This is a genomic window from Streptomyces sp. Pv4-95 (genome assembly GCF_045782725.1).
Lineage (GTDB): Bacteria > Actinomycetota > Actinomycetes > Streptomycetales > Streptomycetaceae > Streptomyces.
Map to the genome: position 1 here is coordinate 301,467 of NZ_CP127172.1, position 17,690 is coordinate 319,156.

A 17,690-nucleotide genomic window follows, 5' to 3' on the forward strand; every position below is an offset into this window, starting at 1 on the left:
GAGTTATCGCGTGCGAGCGCGTGGCTGAGCACGTCCCGCTGCTCGGCGGCCTCGGGCACGACACCGATGGCCGGCCAGGTCAAGCCACCACTTTTTGTCAGGAGTTCTCGGTACTTCCTCGCCTCACGAGCATCGAAAGGGCTGGCTCGGCGCTCCCCAGCCAGGCAGCAGGTGCCCGACAAGCAGGTTCTGTTTGACCTTGACACAGTGACAAGGCATTCACTGCGTGCCAAGGAGGTGGTCTCAATGACGATCACGACACAGGACACGGATGCGATGCGCGCGATCCAAGGGTTGAAGGACGCCAGTTCGTCGGTGAGACTGCGGGCGGCTCTGGCGGTCGGCACGACGCCTGACCCGCGCTTTGTCGACCCGCTCATCGAGCGCTGCGCGATCGAGCCCGAGTTTTTCGTCCGCGACATGCTGACCTGGGCCCTCACCCGCCACCCGGTGTCCATGACGCTCCCCGAGCTGCTCCGCGAAGTCCGCTCGGAGCGTGCGCAGGCACGGAGCCAGGCGCTGCACACGCTGTCCAAGATCGGGGACCGGCAGGCGTGGCCGGCGATCACACGGGCGCTCCTGTCCGACGCCGATGACGAGGTGGCGCGGAGCGCCTGGCGGACGGCGGTCGTGCTCGTGCCGGAAGGCGAGGAGCCCGCGTTGGCCACGGTGTTGGTGACGCAGCTCGGGCGCGGTGGGCGGGAGACGCAGCTGAGTCTCAGCCGGGCGCTGGTCGCGCTGGGCGAAGTGATGGTGCCGGCTCTGCTGGCCGGGACGACGGCGCCTGACCCGCGCGTGCGCACGCACGCGCTCGCCACCCAACGGCTGCTGCGCGACCCGGACGCCGGATTCGAGTTCGCGATCGAGGAGGCGAAGCGCGCCGTGGCTCTCGGCGAGTCCGGCAAGGAGGGACGATAGGACGTCAGGAGGGACGATACGAAGTGTTGATCGGTGAGGTTGCGCGGCGGTCCGGGGTCAGTGCCCGCATGCTCCGGCACTACGAGTCGCTCGGTCTGGTGCGGCCCTCGGCCCGTACGGGTTCCGGCTATCGGGAGTACTCCGGGGAGGACATCCAGCGGATCTTCCATATCGAGAGCCTGCGGTCGCTCGGGCTGTCGCTGCGTGAGATCGGACGCGCGCTCGACGACCCCGGCTTCAAGCCCTCGGCGCTCGTCGACGACCTCATCCGTCAGTCGCGCGAACGCATCGCTGCGGAGACCGAGCTGCTCACGCGGCTGCGCCGGATCGATGCCGCGGACCCCGCCGGCTGGGAGGACGTCCTCCAGGTCGTCACGCTCCTCCAAGCCCTGGGGTCGAACAGCCCCGACGCGCGCCAGCGCGCTGCCCTCTCCACGGCCGACGTGGTTCCGGTGCCGGTGGAGGCCCTGGTCGAGGCGGCCCTCAGCGAGACGGAGCCGAACGTCGCCGGTGCCCTTCGCTGGGCGCTGGCGCGGTCGGGCGACGGCGTCACGGCGCTGCTGGCGGACGGCCTCGGCTCACCGGTGGCCGCGGTGCGGGAACGTGCCGTTCAGGCCCTCGCCGAGATGCCCGGTGGTGCGGCTACCGCGCAGCTGCGGGATGCCCTCGCGAACCCCGACGTCGTCGTCCGCGGGTATGCGGCTTTGGCGCTCGGGACACGTGGGGTGGCCGATGCGGTCCCGATGCTCATCGACATGATCGTGGACGGAAGGAACGACACCGATGCAGCCGATGCACTGAGCGTGCTGGCGAGCGACACCGCGACTGCGGATCAGATCGCGACCAGGCTCGTCGACCGCCTCGCCCACGACACCACCAATGCCCCTGGACGCGGGCGGCTGACGCAGGCGCTGGCTGACATCCCGGGGACGACGGCGTCACGCGCACTCGTGGAGCTGTCCCAGGACGGGGACCGTGCCGTTGCGCTGACTGCGAGGTACCTCCTTCAACTACGCGACGCACGGTGACGGATCCCCCTCTCACGTCCACTTCAGGATGCTGCGCCGGCGCCCATGGCAACGGGACGTCGTCATCTCAGAGCCAATCGCAACCTTCAGCCGGGCCAACTCGGGCTCAAGCACCGGACTTTCACGAGGAGTGCTGTCCGGTCCGGCGCGCGATCGAGAACGTAGAAAGTGCCTCTCCGCTGCAACGACAGGACCCGCTGAGGGTCCGGCACGTGGCAGCAAAAGAGGCACTTCCCAGGTGAGACCGTTACGCGTCGTATCCGGGCGTCCGCGCGGGCCGCGTTGCGGGCGGCGGTCGCGAGGTGGTCATCAACTGCTCGGCGTTGTTCCGTCGGAAGCTACGGACGGGGCTTCTCGGTGGGGTCGGTCAGGACAGGATCTCGATGTACCCGTCCGTTCCGTGCACGCGGATCCGCTGGCCGTCCCGGATCAGGCGGGTGGCCTGCTCCACACCCACAACGGCCGGCAGGCCGTACTCCCGGGCGATCACCGCGCCATGGGTCATCAGGCCGCCCACCTCCGTCACCAGTCCCGCGATTCCGACGAACAGCGGCGACCAGCTGGGGTCCGTGAACGCCGTGACCAGGATGTCGCCCGCTTCGAGATCGGCGTCCGCCATGTCAAGGACGACGCGGGCCCGTCCCTCGATGGTCCCGGCGGAAACCGGCAGGCCGATCAGGGCGCCGGCCGGCGCGTCGTCGCGCCGGTACGCCCCGGTGAGGGCCTCGCCATCCGAGGTGAGGACCCGGGGCGGTGTGAGCGCGTGGTACGCCCGGAACGCGTCCTTGCGCTGCTGGATGAGCTCGTCATCCAGCACCTGCTCCGAGCGCACGAGATCGTGGAGCTCCTGGAACGTGAGATAGAAGATGTCGTCCTTCTCGGGAAGCACGCCTGCCCGCACGAGACGCTCGGCCTCCTCCAGCAGGGCCTGCTTGTAGACGAAGTAGCGGCTGACGATGCCGTACTTCGGGTACTCCCGGTACCCGATGAAGGTTCTGACCCGGTCGATCATCCGCTTGGCCTCGTCGGCTTTCCGGTCCCCGTCCGGCAGGGCCCGCAAGCGTGACAGCACGTCCTGTTCCTTCTTCTCCGCCTTCTGCCGCCCTTGTTCGAAGCGCCGCTCGGCGGCTCCCGGCTCGAAGTTCCTGACGTTGTCGAGGATCACGGGCACGAGCGTGGTGGGACGCTCGCCCCACCGTGGCCTCGTGATGTCGATCTCGCCGACGCAGCGCATGCCGTACCGGTCGAGGTAGGCCCCGATGGCGTCGCGGGCTTCGGTCCCGCCCGGGATCTTCGCCAGCTCGTCCAGGAACGATTCGTCCTCGACGGACTCGACGCCTTGCAGGAACGCCACCACCTCCGACTGCGGACGGATCACGTCCGCGACGTCGAGCAGCGCCAGTCCCATCTCCGACGTGACGTTGTCCGGCGCGGACAGCGTCAGCGTGTCAGCCGCGTTCTTCTCGCCCAGCCACTCCAGCAGCTGCTCATTGAGCCACCACGTGGCCTCCATCCCCGCCATGATCGCCTGAATGTTCAGTGGATCGCTGAGGACTCGTTTGTGCTCCTCGAAGGCCTCCAGCAGGAAGTCGAAGAGCGCCGGTCCGGTCTTCGTCCGGATGTCGCGCTCCAGCGCGGCGATGGATGCCTCGCTGCGCTCGATCAGCTCGGCGACGATGCCCGGATCGGGCTCGCTCGGGGCGGGCGGGCCGCCGACCGGCGGCCCGCCGGGACCCGCGTCCGGGAGCGACGGGACGAAACCGTCGTGGTCCAGGACGGTCTCCAGGGCATCCCTGACCAGCGGATCCCCCTTCCCCATGAGGTCCAGGAGGCCGGCGCGGCTCGCGGGCGAGCCCAGGCGTCGGGTGACGTCGACGAACAGCCGCCCGCCTGCCTCATGCATCGGCACCATGGCCGTCCGCTGCCACATGGAGAACCCCAGGGGCTTCATGGGATCGGTCATCATCTGCTGATGACCGACGGAGACATAGACGTGATTCTCCTGGTCGTCGGCCTCGGGGATGGGAAAGAGCGTGGTGATCGGCCGGCTCTGAACGATCCGGAAGCCGTCATCGGACAGGCACCATTCGATGTCCTGCGGGCGGCCGAAGTGTGCTTCGATCTGCCGACCCAGCCGCACGAGCTGCACGACCTGCGCATCCGTCAGAGCCGGCTGCTCCTGCCGCTGCGAGTCGATCGCCACTTCCTGCGTACCGCCGGCCGGCAGGGCGTGAACAGCACGCTGCTTGGCGGCGATCGTCCTGGCGACGACTTCGCCGTCTCGCACCTTGAAGACGTCCGGGTTCACCAGGCCGGAGACCAGGGCCTCGCCGAGGCCGAAGCCGGCGTCCACGGTGGCGACCTTCCGATTGCCCGTGACGGGGTCGGCCGTGAACAGGATGCCGGCCGCATGAGGGAGGACCATCTGCTGCACGACCACGGCCATGTGGACCGTGCGGTGATCGATACCGTTCCGCTGGCGGTAGGTCACTGCCCGCTCGGTGAACAGCGAGGCCCAGCACCGGCTGATGTGCTGGAGGATCGCGGTCGGCCCCACGACGTTCAGGTACGTGTCCTGCTGGCCGGCGAAGGAGGCCGTCGGCAGGTCCTCTGCCGTCGCGCTGGACCGGACGGCGTAGGCGGCTCGGTCGCCGAGCTGGGCGAGCGCGCCGGTGATCGCCGCCGCGAGATCGTCCGGGAGGGCAATCCCTTCGATGGTCCGGCGAATCTGCGCGCTGAGCGTGCGGATCGCCTCCCGGTCGTCCGGGTTCAGGCGCGACAGCTGATCGAGTGGATCGGCGATCGACGGCGCTTCCGCCATGATCCGCCGGAAGGCGTCCGTCGTCACGCAAAAGCCGTCCGGCACGCGGATGCCCTCGATCCGCGACAGCCCGCCCAGGTGCGCGCCCTTGCCGCCAACGACCGCGACCTGTGTCTCATCAACCTCTTGAAGATCCAACACGTACTGCTCGGTCATCGCGATACCTCCGAGGCAGCCGTGTTCCGTTCCACTGCGGTGGCCGGTCGAATCACCGGCACCTCCCACTCTTCCGAACCTCTTGTCGAGCACGCCTTCATCCCTGGTTGCCGTCCCCCTGACGAGTCGGCCGTCCGCTCCGCCCGGCCGGGCGTGCACCCCCGCACCTTCACGCCGAGCAGTCGCAACCCCACCGCCGGTCCCCCCACTGGTTCGACGTCACCACGTCCCCCATACGTCGACAACAACACACGCACGTCGTGCCCTCATTTCGGCAGGTAGTGGCATCGGCCGATGATTCTGCGCCGTGACCGGGGCCTTGCCGCAAGCCCCCCACCACGCTATAAATTAAGAGTGGCAAGGAGAGTGCTCTCCTTGCCTTTAGCTTTTGTCGCCCAATGGAATGGAACCGACAACCTTCTCGCGAAGCGGTGGCACGCCGCGGACGGGTACGCGTCGGCGTCGGCCCGGGCATCGAGCGCGCCACCGTCGCCCCGGAGGTCGTCGTGCCACACGAGTGCTGGGCCAAGCTCGCCGAGCGGACCCTTGACGGTCGCCGTGGCTCACATCGGCCGGCACCCAAGCGAACGGCCCCACGCCCACGCTCCCGACGGCCCAGATAGCGGCCCGACTCGCCCTACTGTCCCGGCGCAGCGACGTGATCCTGCTCCTGCGTGCCACTTTGCTCACGCTTTCGCCGGGCTCGGCGTTCGGCAAGTGCTCAGGTATCCGAAAGCGCCTCTGACCAGCAGGAATGAGGATGATCGAGGTCTCGTTCCTGCCCCGGCCGGAGGCGCTTCCCGGGCGAGTGACGAAGGGAATCGGTTGATACCCGCCGGCCGGGGCCCCGACGCCACGCACTGCCCGCACCGCCATGAGGGCGCGGACGGAGTTTCGCGTCAGCCCCGGCCGAGGACGCAGAACTCGTTGCCCTCCGGGTCGGCCAGGACGACCCAGGAGACATCCCCCTGACCCACGTCGGCCCGTTTCGCGCCGAGGCCTTCGAGCCGGGCGACCTCCCTGGCCTGGTCCTCGACGGGGTCGGACATCACGTCGAGATGGACGCGGTTGCACACGACCGCCTCGTCGGGCGTGCGACGGAACTCCAGGTACGGCCCGACGCCCTCGACGGAGCGCAGCAGGGCGCGGTCGTCGGTCAGCTCGTGGACGGTCCAGTCGATCGCCTCGCCCCAGAACCGGACCATGGCCCGAGGGTCGGCGCAGCTTACGACCACAGCAGCTATCGGCCCGGTGTCCCGGTAGAGCTCCCGGGGCTCCAGGACGCTGAACACGTTGCCCTCCGGGTCGGCCATCACCGTCCACGGCGCGTCGCCCTGGCCCACATCGGCGGGCGTCGCCCCGAGCTCCTTCAGACGTGCGACCAGCGCGGTCCGATGGGCGTCGGAGGTGGTGGCGAGTTCGATGTGCACGCGGTATTTCACCGTCTCCGGGTCCGGGACGCGGACGAGATCGATGCAGACGGCGGACGGGTCCGGCCAGTCGAAGCCCACGGGTTCCAGGTTGGTGACGCCGGGCCCTTCGCTGGAAACACCCCAGTCGAGCGCCTCCGCCCAGAACTGGCCGAGCGCCGAGTCGTCCCGAGCCTTGAAGTTCACCTGAACAAGTTGCAGCGTCATGCCGCACACCTTAAGTGACCTCTCCTCGGGCGGGCGTGCGAATTCAAGTGCGTGCCCGCCCCGTTCTGCCGCGGAAGGAGGTCTACCAGCAAGCCGCCACCCAGCAGTTGGTTACGTGAGGGTGGGTGCCCTCAGCACCCAGGTGCCAGCCGTCGGCTGCCATCTGTCAGCGCACGGCGACCATCGGGCCCGTCCGTTCGGTGGCGATCTTGATGGCGAAGCCCGCCAGCGCGGTGCCCATCACATAGCGGTGCAGGCGCTGCCAGAGCGGGTGCCGGGCGAAGAACCCGGCGACGGAGCCGGCCGTGACGATGAAGAACGCGTTACCCGCAACCCCCACCGCGATCTGGGTCAGCCCCAACAGCAGCCCCTGCAGGCCGACATGGCCGCGCTCCGGGTCGACGAACTGCGGCAGCAGCGAGATGTAGAGGATGGCGACCTTGGGATTGAGCAGGCAGGTGAGGAAGCCCATCAGGAAGAGCTTGCGGGGCCGGTCCTGCACCAACTCCTGGGTCGCGACCGCAGATCGTCCGCCCGGGCGGACGGCCTTCCAGGCCAGCCAGAGCAGGTAACCCGCTCCGGCCAGCTTGATCGCCAGGTAGATCTCCGGCACCAGCGCGAAGACCGTGGCGATACCGGCGGACACCGCGAAGAGGTAGACCAGGAAGCCGAGGCCTACCCCGGCCAGCGAGATCAGCCCCGCCCGGCGGCCCTGGGCGATCGAGCGGGAGACCAGGTAGATCATGTTCGGCCCCGGCGTCAGCACCATGCCGAGCTCCACCAGTGCGATTCCCGCTACTGCTCCCAGCCCGATCACAGCACTCCCCCCGTACACGCGTTCACCTGGACGCAACCTAGCAGGCCACGGCCATGTGCGGCTCGGTGTGCCGAGCCGAGACGGCTGTCACCTCGCCACGCCAACTGTCACCAGGATCGAGACCGGCGAAGTCGCGGCACGGGTCGACCCTCACACAGAGACAGACGCGCCATGGAGAACGCCGGCTGCGAGGAGGAGCTGCCCATGTCCGTTCCCTGCCGGGACTGTTGGGCGCGAAGGGGCTCAGCGCAGTCGGCGCGCGCGCAGCACCACGTCGTCCGTGTGGTGCGCGCCGGCGCCACCGTCGGGGGCCACGCGTGGCCGCTGCTCGTCCACCTCCACCTCCCAGTCGTCGTTGAACAGAGTGGCGACCATCGAGGGCCAGACGTAGTCAGCCGGGTCGAACTCGCTGTCGTGCGCGTGCTCGGTGTCCATCCCCGCGTGGTGTACGAGCAGCAGTACGCCACCGGGAGCGACGGCCGCGAGCAGCGCTCGCTCGGCTGCGGCGTCGGGGGTGCGCAGAAGGGCTGGGTACTGTGCGGAGACCAGGTCGAACGAGGCCGGCGGGAGCACCGCCTCCGTCAGCTCGGCGTGTACCCAGCCAACGGTGAGGCCGGCGTCCCGCGCGTGCCCCGCCGCCCGCTCCAGCGCCACGCCCGAGACCTCGAGCGCGGTCACGTCCCAGCCGCCGCGCGCGAGCCAAACGGCGTCGGCGCCTTCGCCGCAGCCGACGTCGAGCGCCCTCCCGGGGGTGAGATCGGCGACCTCGGCCACGAGCGCGCCGTTGGGCCGGCCGCTCCACAGCTGCTGTCGGTCGGCATATCGGTTGTCCCACTCCGCCCGCACGGCGGGGTCTCCGACGTATCCGTCGGCAGACGAGGAGGTGTCGGACGCGGTTGATCCTGGTGTCATGTTGTCAGTCACGGATCCACCGTCGCCCACCGCGTCCCGATCACGCCACCTTTGTTGCCGTACCGGCAAAATGGCGTCCATGGGGCGAGGGGCTGTCGGGCGTGTCGTGCTGAGCGTCATCCAGGCAGGCTCAACCGCCTGCCTGGCCGCCGAGCCGGGCTTCAGCCCGGGGACGGGAGCTGATGCGACGCCTTCCCCACCAGGTACCGCTTCCCCACCAGGTACCGCCGGGCTCGACCTGCCATCCCCTCGTGCCCGAGGCTGGGATCAAGGGCGGTTGAGGCCCCACGTCTCCAGGGCGAAGGGCCTCCCCTTCTCCTCGCCCTTGATCAACGGCACTTCGAGCAGGCTGAAGCCCGCCTTCGTGGCCACGGCGACGCTGGCGGCGTTCTCCGCCTCCAGCTCCAGGATCACCTGCTCCACGCCCAGTTGCTCGAAGGCGTACGCGGCCATCAGCCGCACTGCGCGCGCCGCCAGCCCCTGGCCGCGGTGCGCCGGGCCGACCGCGTATCCGAGTTCCGTGCCTTCGGGGGCGCACCTCAGCATCACCTCGCCCAGCGGGGCGCCGCCGTCGACGGTGATGGCGAGAAGGATGGTGGTGCCCTCCGCCCGCAGCTGCCGGTCCCGGTCCAACCGTGCACGGGCGGCCGCTTCGTCGAAGGGCGAGACGATCGGTGTCCAGTACGCGATGTCCGGGTGGTCGAACAGCTCCGGCATCGCGGCCAGGTCCGCCTCCGTCCAGTCTCGAAGGACGAGCCCTTCCCCGGTGAGCTCGATGTGCTCGGGGAAGGACGGCTTGGTGTTACTCATGGTGAGAGGCCTCCCTGGCGTGTTCAGGACGAGGCAGAATAGCGGCCCGCCGCGCGTACACCTCGATCTCGATCTTCATGCGGGGGTCGGCGAGGCCGCACATGAGCATCGTGGCGGCCGGCTGGACCTCGCCGAAAGTGCGGCGCAGAGCCGGCCAGCAGGGCTCGAAGTCGGCCCGGTCGGGCAGCAGGTAGCGCACCCGCACCACATCGGCGAAGGTGCAATTCGCCTCGTTCAGTGCGGCCTCGATATTGCGCAAGCACTGCTCTGCCTGCTCCACCACGTCGTCGGAGATCGTCATGGTGGCGTAGTCGACTCCGGTCGTGCCGGACACGTGCACCCAGTCGCCGTCGACCACGGCTCGGGCATAGCCGATCTGCTCCTCGAACGTCGAGCCGCTGAGAATTGCACGTCGCTCTGTCATCTGCCGAACGCTAAGTGACCATTTCAGATACGTCTAACAGAACTTCAGACATGGTCTGATATCTCTTCGCGTATGCAGCGCCCTGAACTTCCCGTCCAGCAGTTGCACGCCGACTTCGTCCTGCCAGCCGAGGAACTCCACTGGGACCCAACTTTCGGCCATGCCGCCACACGCCTGGGCATCGCGCAGCCGCCGCTGAGTCAGCAAATCCGCCGCCTGGAAAACAAGGTCGGCCATGCACTGTTCCACCGCGCACCGGGACACATCACCCTCAACCGGCAGGCCGGGAACTCCTGCCCGCCGCTCAGCGTGCCCTCACCGACCTCACCGACGGCTTGGCCGCGGCCCGAGGGTTCGGTGAGGGGCGGGTCGGCCGCCTACGGATTGACTTCGCGGCGTCCCTCGCACTGACCGTCCTGCCCCGCCTGCTGGGCACATTCCGGGAACGGTTGCCCAAGGTACGTCTGGACATCCACGAGATGACCGCCACCTCACTGCAACTCGACGCTCTCCGCGGCCAGTCCATCCATATCGGCCTGCTGCGCGAGCCGCCGGCCGACGAAGCGGAACTCGGATTCAAGACCGTACTCACCGAGCCCGCCGTTGCCGTATCTCCCTCTGCACACCCGCTCGCGACCCAACGAATTGTCAAGGTTGCGTAGTTGAGGGATTCGCCCTTCGTGCTTCTTCCTCGAACTGTCGGGCCGCGCCCAGTGGAATGGCAGACCGTCTGCGTCCTGGTGGATACCGGCCCGGGCGTGTCACTAGCCCCGGCCGGCATCCGGCACATCCGCCTCAAAGGCGTTGCTTCCCGCAGGGCCGAGGCCACCGACAACCACACGCGAGTCTCCGTCGCCTGGCGCAGGCACGACCGAAACCCCTGGTCGCACGCCTCCTGTCGACTGTCGTCAAGGTCCGCCGGACAGGGGCCCTAGCTCTGCGGGACGTCCTTGACGAACACCATGCCGTCACTGTTCGCCAGGTGGGCCGGGTCAAGAGGGGCGTAGCCGAACCAGGGGGATACGCGGAGCGCGGGCCGCGTACCGCCCAGGGCAGTGGCCAGCCGCGGGGCGTCGATGACGCAGCGGTCCTCCGGGAGCGCGTACAGGAGCCCTTCGACCGTGTCCGGGGGCGGGGTGTCGACTCCCTGGTGCCGGATCGTGCCGAGGGCCGTGGCCACGAAGGCGTACTCCTCGCCGAGTTGGGCGCTCACGAGCGCACCGGCGCTCCACCATTCCACCGGCCCCTCCCACATCTGCATCGTGCTCTTCTCCCGTTGGAGATGGGAGTTGTGGGCGTGGATGAATGCCGGGCCCCGAGCGGCGACGGCAAGGAGGTTGCGGGCCATCATCAAATCTCGCAGGGCGCACAGCCGCGCCATGCGGGCCGGCGAGGTGTCGGCCATCCAGTGGTGGTAGCGCAGGAGGCCGGTTGCGGTACGCCCGTACAGGCATGCTCGGTCCCAGTCGTCCCGCGAAGTCTCCGCCAGCAGGTGCGGCGTCTGTGCGTCGAGCAGTGCCACCAGGTCGTCGGCGAGCAGCCGAAGGCGGCCGGCCTCGGCCGACTGCCCCACGGACTGGGACGGGTCCATCATCGCGGCGGGATTGGTCCACCGGTCGTCGACTCCGAGCAGGCGGTCGAGGGTTTCCCCGGTGCAGGGAAGCAGGTCCGCGTCCACCCGGGCCGCGAGGTAGCCGTGGAGTGCGGTGAGGGCCTGCCGTGGGCTCGCGGCGTGGGTTATCTCCAGCGGACCGTCGAAACCGGCGAAGCGGAGCCGCTCGGATTCGGGCCGGCCGTCGTTGTCGGCGCGGACGTTGTGGGCGCGCATCCAGCGCACGAGCTCGCGGTTGGCCGCGGAGGTGCCCCAGCCGTGGCTGATTCCCTGCTCCATGACCTCGTCGAGAGTGCCCGTGCCCGAGGTGACGTAGTCGTCCACGACCAGGCCCATCATGCAGTCGCTCTCGATCGCGATCGTCCGGTACCCCTCCCGCTCGACAAGCTGACGGAAGAGCTCGTTGCGCAGGTCGAGCAGAGCGTCCTCGCCATGGGTGGGCTCGCCCAGGGCGAGCAGCCGAGGCCGGGCCGGGAGCAGTCCCATGACCGCGGCAGCCTCGACGGCGTGGACGGTGTCCTTGATGTCGGTAGCCATGGCTTCAACGGTATCGTTGAACCTCCGGTTGAAACTTTTACGCGATACTCTCGCCGGTATGGGGAGAAACCTTCAAAACGGTGATCGGCTCAGGCCGGTTGACCTGGCCCGTGGGCACGGTCTGTCGACGCAGGCGGTCAGGAATTACGAGGAGGCCGGCATCCTTCCGGCCGCCGGTCGCACACCGCACGGCTACCGCACCTACACCTCTTTGCACGCTGGGGCACTGCGCGCGTTCCTTGCCCTGGTGCCCGGCCACGGCCACCAGACGGCGACGTCGATCCTGCGGGCCGTGAACGAGAACGCGGCCGATGAGGCGTTCCGTCTCATCGACGAGAGCCACGCCCAGCTCCTCGACGACCGGCGGACCCTCCAGACCGTGGAGAGCGCCCTGGGCGACCTGGAACCCGCCCGCGCGCCCGGTGTGGAGTCCGTACCGGCCGTGGTGTCCGGGCCCGGCGACACCTTCATCGGGCCTCTTGCAGACAGACTCGGGATCCGGCCCGCGACGCTGCGCAAATGGGAGCGCGCCGGGCTGGTGCACCCGCGCCGCGACCCGATCACCGGGTACCGCGTCTACGGCGAGGCCGACGTACGGGATGCCCGACTGGCCCACCAGCTCAGGCGGGGCGGCTACCTGCTGGAGCAGATCGCCCCGCTGATCGCCCAAGTGCGGGCGGCCGGCGGTCTTGAGCCGCTGGAGGCCGCACTGCGCGACTGGCACGGTCGACTGTCCTCACGCGGGCGGGCGATGCTGAACGGGGCCGCAGAGCTGGAGACGTACCTCCGCCAGCGCGGATGAGGATTCGGCCGCCCAGCCGAAGAGAGGACGCAACCCCGCAGCAGTGATCCGCTCGCTGCGCCTCGCGGCCCAGCAGCGACGACGCCCTCGCGCGGAGCAAATTTTGCGTACCGGCCCCAAGTCCCCTCCGTGTGCTGCCCTTTCACCGATAGCAGCAGATCCTCATAAGCAGCACCGGAATGCCCGACCGAGCCGCGTAGTGACGAAAGGCAGCCGGCGGTCAGACCTCCGAGCGCCGACAGTCGGTAGATGCCCAGCTGCGACCGGGAGACCACGCCAACGGTGGCGACTCCACTTGTCATATAAGCTTCGGCGACTTTCGTGACTACATGCTCAAAGGTGGGGGATTTCCGGAATGCCCAAGGTGTCACAGGCCGTTGTGGGTGTGGTGGTGGCGATGGGCATACTCAACGGCTGCTCGTTCAGCTGGGGAGGCGACGAGAAGAAGGTCGCCGAGAAGATGCTCGGCGACAAGGGCACAGCCTGCGAACTGCCGGTGCACTTCACGCTCGCGACGTCCTGGAAGGCGGAAGCCATCACGCAGGCGACCGTGGACCAGATGGGCCCGCTCGGCCATCAGGGTCCGCTCACCCCCGCCTGCGAGCTCGACGCCAAGTCTGCCGGGCACACCGGCTTCCTCATCGTGTGGTCCGGCACGAAAGGCGCCGCCGCGCCCGGCAGCACATCGCGCACACTCATGAAGGCGTTCGTCACCGCCGAGAACTTCGCGAGCAACGTCAAGTTTCGCCAGGTCAAGGCCCATAACCTGTCCGCCACCGAGGCCACGTACACCGTCACCGACCTTTCCGCCGGCGAGATCAGGCCCGAGCGCGCACTTGCCGTGATGACCAAGCACGGTGGCGTTGTCATGCATCTCGGCGGGCTCAATGCAGACGAACACAAGGCGATGCTCCCGGCGTTCGAGTTGGCGAAAGAGACCCTCGGCCTTACTGCGAAGTGACGGAGCGATGCCGCCGCGTCCACGGAACTCTCCCTTGGGGCGCGGCCCGCGCACGTGAACCACAGTGCAGACCGATGTTCCGGAGCACTCTCCCGCCCGCCCTGGAGCCTTGTGGTTGTCAGCGCTTCAGCGCGGGGGGGGGCGGCCGATCCGGCAGTTGCCGCCTCACGCCCGGGTGGCCGCCGGATCATTGCAAGGAGGAGCGGGCGCCCGCCCCGATCCGAACGAATCGCCCTACGCGTCCTTGTTGGCCTTGAGCTTTGTCCACACCGTGCTGAGTGCCTGCAGATCGTCCTGGTCGAGGAGGTCGGTGAAGACGGGGGCGAGGCACTCGCGGCGGGTGGCGTCGGCCGCCTCGAAGAGCTGATGGCCCTCGGGGGTGAGAGAAACCTCGACGGACCGGGCGTCGCTGGGCGAGGGCGTGCGGGTGACCAGCCCGCGGCTCTGGAGGGCGTCGACGACGCGCGAGACCTGGCTGCGGCTGAGCATGGTGCTGTTGCCCAGGACCGAGGCCGGAACGGGGTCGGGGCTCGACGCCAGCCAGAGCAGGACCTCGAACCAGGAAACCGGTAGGTCGTGCGCCTTGCTCAGGGCGCGGTCCACGCGGTCCGTCATGACGGTCCCGGCCCAGACCAGCCCGTAGAAGGCGTGGTCGGCCACCGGCATCTCCGCCTGAGTGAGCTTCTTCTTCGGCATGTCATCAGCTTAGCGGTTGCGTGTACGCGCACATAAACCTATGGTGTGTGTACACGCACTTAAACGTGCTGACATCACTCTGCGCTACGAAAGGCCTCACCCATGTCTCCCCAGTCCCCCAAGGTCGCGCTGATCACCGGCACCTCCTCCGGCATCGGCCTCGCCGCCGCTGTCTCCGCCGCACGCGCCGGCTGGACGACGGTCGCCACGCTGCGTGACCTCGGCCGCTCCGACGCCCTGCGCAAGGCAGCCGCCGAGGCGGGCGTGGAACTCGACATCCGCCGGCTCGACGTCACCGACGAGGCTTCGATCACGTCCGTCATCGACGGCGTGCTCGCGGACTACGGGCGCCTGGACGCCCTCGTCAACAACGCGGGCGCCGGTCACCTCGGCACCCTGGAGAACGAGTCCGTGGCTGACGTACGCAAGGTCATGGAGGTCAACTTCTTCGGCGTGCTCAACGTTTCTAAGGCAGCCATGCCCCACCTGCGCGCCTCCGGCGGCCGTCTGATCACCGTCACCAGCGTCGGCGGCGTCATCGGACAGCCCTTCAACGAGGCTTACTGCGCGGCCAAGTTCGCCGTCGAGGGATACATGGAGAGCCTGGCCCCCGTGGCCGCGGCTCACGGCGTGTCCGTCTCCGTGATCGAGCCCGGCGCCGTGGCGACCGAGTTCGTCGCCAATGCCGGCGTCGATCTGGAAACGGTCGTTGCCGATGCCGGGGCGTACGCACCCCAGCTGAGCGCCTACCTGAACCGCATGACCGCTCAGTTCCTCGACGGCGCGCAGACCGCCGAGTCAGCCGCCGAGTCGGTGATCGAGGCTCTGACCGCGGACGAGCCCGCCTTCCGCCTCCAGACCACCGACTGGGCCCGGGGCTTCGTAGGCACCAAGCTCACCGACCTCGACGGCTCCGCGGTCCTGGGCCTCACCAACGGCTGGGTCGCCTGACCGCACCCACCCGGCGAGGGGTCCAGAACGTTGCCATCCCCTCGTCGGTCACGCCGCGGCACACGAGGTACAGACTCTCGGACACCCCCTGAGACCAGTTGTGACCTGGCATTTCAAGGCCATCGGTCGTGCCGGGTGCGGGCGGTGTTCGGCACCGGACATATCGCAGCCCCCGAGCCCCATCCAGCCGCTCCTATTCCGTCGAGATGACTTGGCGGGGCAGGTCTCCCCTGGGCGAAGCACCGGCGCTGATCCGTCGGGCGAAGCACCAGCGTTGCTCCATAGGCGAGCCGGCCTTGCACCCGGTACCCAGGTACAGGTTTACCGTCGGAGGTGTCCCCACTTCGGGGGCGTGATGAGGGGGTGAGCGCTATGAAGGACCTGGCGTGGGTGCCGCAGTCCTGCACACTGCCCATGCAGGAGCTGCCCTTGCGGGTCGCGGAGTGGGATGCGCTGTTCTCCGATCGGCTGACCTCACTGTCGAGGCCCCATCCCCTCCACCTGCGGCTTTACCTTGCAGGCGGGCCAGGCGTCGAAGACCTCGTCCGAGACTTGGTGGGGCGGGAGAGCGGCTGCTGCTCGTTCTTCACCTTCACCACCGCCCCCGGCGAGGAGTTGATCCGTCTGGACATCTCCGTGGACCAGGCACACGAGACGGTCCTGGAAACCCTCGCCTCCCGGGCTGCTGCCGTCGGGGGCCGGCCGTGAGCACGAGCCTGCGCAGTGGGCAGGTCGCCGAAGCTGCCGGGGTGAACATCCAGACGCTGCGCCACTACGAGCGGCGCGGCCTGCTGGCCGAGCCGGAGCGCACCCATGGCGGTCACCGCCTCTATGGCGAGGAGGCGGTGACCGCACTACGAGTGATCAAGGCTGCCCAGCGCCTGGGCTTCACCCTGGCGGAGGTCGCCGAGCTCCTGGAGGCCGGCCGTCACCGGCACGGCCGCCCCGTGGCGGGTCTACAGGACCGGGCCGCGGCCAAGCTCGCCGAGGTCGACGCGAAGATCGCCGACCTCACCACCATCCGCACCACCCTGGCCGCCGCCGTCGACGTGGGCTGCCACGACCTGGCCAACTGCGCCTCCAGCGACTGCTGCCCCCTCCCCTTCACCGACCTCGCCGACAACGACCGGGCCTCCGTCACCCAGGCGCTGTCCGGCCGATCATGTGCGGAGCCAGGTGACCCGAGCAGCGCTGCAGCGGTGGGCGTACCGCGGTAGACGTAGCGCGCTCTAGAGGCCAAGTGTCGCCGCGGCAACATCTACTGATTCCGGCTGGTCAACCCCTTAGCGCCTTCTCGCGCACGATGGTTCAGGCAATGAGCAGGCGGAGGCCGAGCTCCGCCGCGTCGAGGGCGACGAGGTCGCGGTTGCGCTCGGCCCATCGGCCTGAGGACAGGTCGTCACGGAGTCTGTCGACCGCCCGCTGCTCGGCCTCCGGCCCAACCCTGGTCCACACCGATACCGCGCGGCGCACATGTTCATCCAGGTACGCCTCGGGCCGGCGCCAGTGTGCCTCGAAGAAACCGTCAGCGCAGTCCCACGGGATGAGCACCGGCTCGGCGCGACCCCCGATTGCGCGGGTCAGGTCGGCCAGGGACGGCCAGTCGACGAGCAGGTCAGCAAATTCCGGCAGGTAGTCGCGCGTGAGCCAGAACCGCTGAAGCCACCCGGTAGTACTCGCGTCGTAGGTGAACACCACCACGCGGCGGGCCACGCGCCGCATCTCCCGCAGGCCCGCGATCGGATCCTGCCAGTGGTGCACGGTGCTGAAGGCCATCGCGGCGTCGAAGGACTGGTCCTCGAACGGGAGGCTTTCCGCAGCGGCGGCCACACACGTCGCTGCGCCCGCAGGACGCTGCGCCCGCATGACCGCCGACGGTTCCACCGCGGTGACTTCGCGGCCGGGGGGCTCGTAGGAGCCGGTGCCGGCCCCGACGTTCAGTACCGTCCGTGCATCCCCGAGCGCATGCCAGACCCTCGCGGCGATCCGCGGCTCGGTGCGCCGCGTCGCCGGGTATGCGGACCCGATGGCGTCGTACAACTGCGCGCCGAACACCTTCAGTTGCTCCTCCGGCGTCGTCCTGACCCCCATTGACCGTGCCTCCAGTTCCCTGTCCAGGGCCGTCACCATGGCAGCAGCGCGGTCGCGCTGTTCCAGCAGCAGGCCGCGCAGCCGGTGCAGGTGCGCGACGGCGTCGGTGGCCGGGTCGTCAACCAGATCCGCGATCTCGCGCAATCCGAAGCCCAGTCGCCGGTAGGCGAGCACCTCGCGCAGCCGCTCCACGTCGCCCGCCGAGTAGGCCCGGTACCCGGCCGAGGTCCGCGCGGACGGCCGCACGAGGCCGATCCCGTCATAGTGATGCAGCGTGCGGACGCTCACGCCGGCCAGCTCGGCCACGCGCCCCACGGTCAGGTGTTCCTCCACGCCACCGACAATGCGGCATGACGCGACGTGAGGGTCAAGCGCTTCGCTCCTGTTACCGCGCGTGGCTCCACGACTGTGCCGGGCCGGCGGCTTCAGACTGTCGAGGGGTCATGACCACAGCCAAGGCCGTCCGTCTCGTGAGCCCTCGTGCAGGCGAGCGGCCCAGCTCTCTCCCCAGGGGGTG

Annotated in this window: 19 protein-coding genes; 9 read left to right on the forward strand and 10 right to left on the reverse strand. The window is 69.0% G+C overall.

Translation table 11 applies throughout. The features are described from left to right. The first annotated feature begins 246 nt into the window (after window positions 1–246). Both QOM21_RS01395 and QOM21_RS01400 read left to right on the forward strand, forming a co-directional pair. Window positions 247–918: a HEAT repeat domain-containing protein gene (locus QOM21_RS01395; RefSeq protein WP_407555545.1), complete on the forward strand. Its 672-nt coding sequence runs from the start codon at window positions 247–249 to the stop codon at window positions 916–918. 23 nt (window positions 919–941) lie between these two features. Then, window positions 942–1,946 (forward strand): MerR family transcriptional regulator, encoded by a 1,005-nt coding sequence (locus QOM21_RS01400; RefSeq protein WP_407547649.1) that lies wholly within the window; start codon window positions 942–944, stop codon window positions 1,944–1,946. Between the two features lie 367 nt (window positions 1,947–2,313). Here the strand turns inward: QOM21_RS01400 and rph are convergent, their stop codons facing one another. The 7 genes from rph to QOM21_RS01435 all read right to left on the reverse strand — a co-directional run bounded on the left by rph (window position 2,314) and on the right by QOM21_RS01435 (window position 9,760). Beyond that, entirely contained in the window at window positions 2,314–4,923 is a 2,610-nt protein-coding gene (rph, locus tag QOM21_RS01405; RefSeq protein WP_407547650.1) for a rifamycin-inactivating phosphotransferase, read from the reverse strand. 899 nt (window positions 4,924–5,822) lie between these two features. Further along, window positions 5,823–6,560: a VOC family protein gene (locus tag QOM21_RS01410; protein ID WP_407547651.1), complete on the reverse strand. Its 738-nt coding sequence runs from the start codon at window positions 6,558–6,560 to the stop codon at window positions 5,823–5,825. Window positions 6,561–6,726: 166 nt separating this feature from the next. Next, window positions 6,727–7,377 (reverse strand): LysE family translocator, encoded by a 651-nt coding sequence (locus QOM21_RS01415; RefSeq protein ID WP_407547652.1) that lies wholly within the window; start codon window positions 7,375–7,377, stop codon window positions 6,727–6,729. 243 nt (window positions 7,378–7,620) lie between these two features. Beyond that, entirely contained in the window at window positions 7,621–8,289 is a 669-nt protein-coding gene (locus QOM21_RS01420; protein ID WP_407555546.1) for a class I SAM-dependent methyltransferase, read from the reverse strand. 267 nt (window positions 8,290–8,556) lie between these two features. Beyond that, window positions 8,557–9,099, reverse strand: coding sequence for a GNAT family N-acetyltransferase (locus QOM21_RS01425; RefSeq protein ID WP_407547653.1), 543 nt, complete (start codon window positions 9,097–9,099; stop codon window positions 8,557–8,559). Further along, complete coding sequence (locus tag QOM21_RS01430; protein ID WP_407547654.1) at window positions 9,092–9,523, reverse strand: RidA family protein; 432 nt, start codon at window positions 9,521–9,523, stop codon at window positions 9,092–9,094. Before QOM21_RS01430 ends, QOM21_RS01425 begins: the two co-directional genes overlap by 8 nt. 33 nt (window positions 9,524–9,556) lie before the next feature. Continuing rightward, a complete protein-coding gene (locus QOM21_RS01435; protein ID WP_407556024.1) occupies window positions 9,557–9,760 on the reverse strand; it encodes a hypothetical protein in 204 nt (67 codons plus the stop codon). Between QOM21_RS01435 and QOM21_RS01440 the strand changes: the two genes are divergently transcribed. Both QOM21_RS01440 and QOM21_RS01445 read left to right on the forward strand, forming a co-directional pair. Then, entirely contained in the window at window positions 9,731–9,934 is a 204-nt protein-coding gene (locus tag QOM21_RS01440) for a hypothetical protein (RefSeq protein WP_407555547.1), read from the forward strand. The genes QOM21_RS01435 and QOM21_RS01440 overlap by 30 nt on opposite strands. Continuing rightward, window positions 9,859–10,185: a LysR substrate-binding domain-containing protein gene (locus tag QOM21_RS01445; RefSeq protein WP_407547655.1), complete on the forward strand. Its 327-nt coding sequence runs from the start codon at window positions 9,859–9,861 to the stop codon at window positions 10,183–10,185. Before QOM21_RS01440 ends, QOM21_RS01445 begins: the two co-directional genes overlap by 76 nt. A 269-nt stretch (window positions 10,186–10,454) precedes the next feature. Here the strand turns inward: QOM21_RS01445 and QOM21_RS01450 are convergent, their stop codons facing one another. Continuing rightward, window positions 10,455–11,672: an erythromycin esterase family protein gene (locus tag QOM21_RS01450; RefSeq protein WP_407547656.1), complete on the reverse strand. Its 1,218-nt coding sequence runs from the start codon at window positions 11,670–11,672 to the stop codon at window positions 10,455–10,457. Window positions 11,673–11,730: 58 nt separating this feature from the next. Here QOM21_RS01450 and QOM21_RS01455 point away from each other — a divergent pair, with 58 nt between their 5' ends. Both QOM21_RS01455 and QOM21_RS01460 read left to right on the forward strand, forming a co-directional pair. Beyond that, window positions 11,731–12,474 (forward strand): TioE family transcriptional regulator, encoded by a 744-nt coding sequence (locus QOM21_RS01455; RefSeq protein WP_407547657.1) that lies wholly within the window; start codon window positions 11,731–11,733, stop codon window positions 12,472–12,474. Between the two features lie 355 nt (window positions 12,475–12,829). Then, on the forward strand, window positions 12,830–13,435 hold the full coding sequence (locus QOM21_RS01460; protein WP_407547658.1) for a lipoprotein: 606 nt from the start codon (window positions 12,830–12,832) through the stop codon (window positions 13,433–13,435). Window positions 13,436–13,669: 234 nt separating this feature from the next. Here the strand turns inward: QOM21_RS01460 and QOM21_RS01465 are convergent, their stop codons facing one another. Beyond that, a complete protein-coding gene (locus tag QOM21_RS01465; protein ID WP_407547659.1) occupies window positions 13,670–14,131 on the reverse strand; it encodes a MarR family winged helix-turn-helix transcriptional regulator in 462 nt (153 codons plus the stop codon). Between the two features lie 102 nt (window positions 14,132–14,233). Here QOM21_RS01465 and QOM21_RS01470 point away from each other — a divergent pair, with 102 nt between their 5' ends. The 3 genes from QOM21_RS01470 (at window position 14,234) to QOM21_RS01480 (ending at window position 16,299) form a co-directional block, all read left to right on the forward strand. Beyond that, window positions 14,234–15,082, forward strand: a complete 849-nt coding sequence (locus tag QOM21_RS01470; protein ID WP_407547660.1) for an SDR family oxidoreductase — start codon at window positions 14,234–14,236, stop codon at window positions 15,080–15,082. 372 nt (window positions 15,083–15,454) lie between these two features. Next, a complete protein-coding gene (locus tag QOM21_RS01475) occupies window positions 15,455–15,790 on the forward strand; it encodes a hypothetical protein (protein WP_407547661.1) in 336 nt (111 codons plus the stop codon). Further along, window positions 15,787–16,299 (forward strand): MerR family transcriptional regulator, encoded by a 513-nt coding sequence (locus QOM21_RS01480; RefSeq protein WP_407547662.1) that lies wholly within the window; start codon window positions 15,787–15,789, stop codon window positions 16,297–16,299. Before QOM21_RS01475 ends, QOM21_RS01480 begins: the two co-directional genes overlap by 4 nt. A 91-nt stretch (window positions 16,300–16,390) precedes the next feature. Here QOM21_RS01480 and QOM21_RS01485 read toward each other — a convergent pair whose 3' ends face one another. Further along, window positions 16,391–17,506 carry a MerR family transcriptional regulator gene (locus tag QOM21_RS01485; RefSeq protein ID WP_407547663.1) on the reverse strand — a complete coding sequence of 372 codons (1,116 nt, stop codon included), beginning with the start codon at window positions 17,504–17,506 and terminating at the stop codon, window positions 16,391–16,393. Between the last annotated feature and the right edge of the window lie 184 nt (window positions 17,507–17,690).

Excerpts from the sequence above, each read along its gene's own strand:
- QOM21_RS01395 (WP_407555545.1), top strand. The coding sequence starts at position 247 with ATGACGATCACGACACAGGACACGGATGCGATGCGCGCGATCCAAGGG.
- QOM21_RS01435 (WP_407556024.1), bottom strand. The coding sequence starts at position 9,760 with ATGGCCGACCTTGTTTTCCAGGCGGCGGATTTGCTGACTCAGCGGCGG.
- QOM21_RS01455 (WP_407547657.1), top strand. The coding sequence starts at position 11,731 with ATGGGGAGAAACCTTCAAAACGGTGATCGGCTCAGGCCGGTTGACCTG.
- QOM21_RS01470 (WP_407547660.1), top strand. The coding sequence starts at position 14,234 with ATGTCTCCCCAGTCCCCCAAGGTCGCGCTGATCACCGGCACCTCCTCC.
- QOM21_RS01475 (WP_407547661.1), top strand. The coding sequence starts at position 15,455 with ATGAAGGACCTGGCGTGGGTGCCGCAGTCCTGCACACTGCCCATGCAG.
- QOM21_RS01430 (WP_407547654.1), bottom strand. The coding sequence starts at position 9,523 with ATGACAGAGCGACGTGCAATTCTCAGCGGCTCGACGTTCGAGGAGCAG.
- QOM21_RS01425 (WP_407547653.1), bottom strand. The coding sequence starts at position 9,099 with ATGAGTAACACCAAGCCGTCCTTCCCCGAGCACATCGAGCTCACCGGG.
- QOM21_RS01420 (WP_407555546.1), bottom strand. The coding sequence starts at position 8,289 with ATGACACCAGGATCAACCGCGTCCGACACCTCCTCGTCTGCCGACGGA.
- rph (WP_407547650.1), bottom strand. The coding sequence starts at position 4,923 with ATGACCGAGCAGTACGTGTTGGATCTTCAAGAGGTTGATGAGACACAG.
- QOM21_RS01460 (WP_407547658.1), top strand. The coding sequence starts at position 12,830 with ATGCCCAAGGTGTCACAGGCCGTTGTGGGTGTGGTGGTGGCGATGGGC.
- QOM21_RS01465 (WP_407547659.1), bottom strand. The coding sequence starts at position 14,131 with ATGCCGAAGAAGAAGCTCACTCAGGCGGAGATGCCGGTGGCCGACCAC.
- QOM21_RS01450 (WP_407547656.1), bottom strand. The coding sequence starts at position 11,672 with ATGGCTACCGACATCAAGGACACCGTCCACGCCGTCGAGGCTGCCGCG.
- QOM21_RS01410 (WP_407547651.1), bottom strand. The coding sequence starts at position 6,560 with ATGACGCTGCAACTTGTTCAGGTGAACTTCAAGGCTCGGGACGACTCG.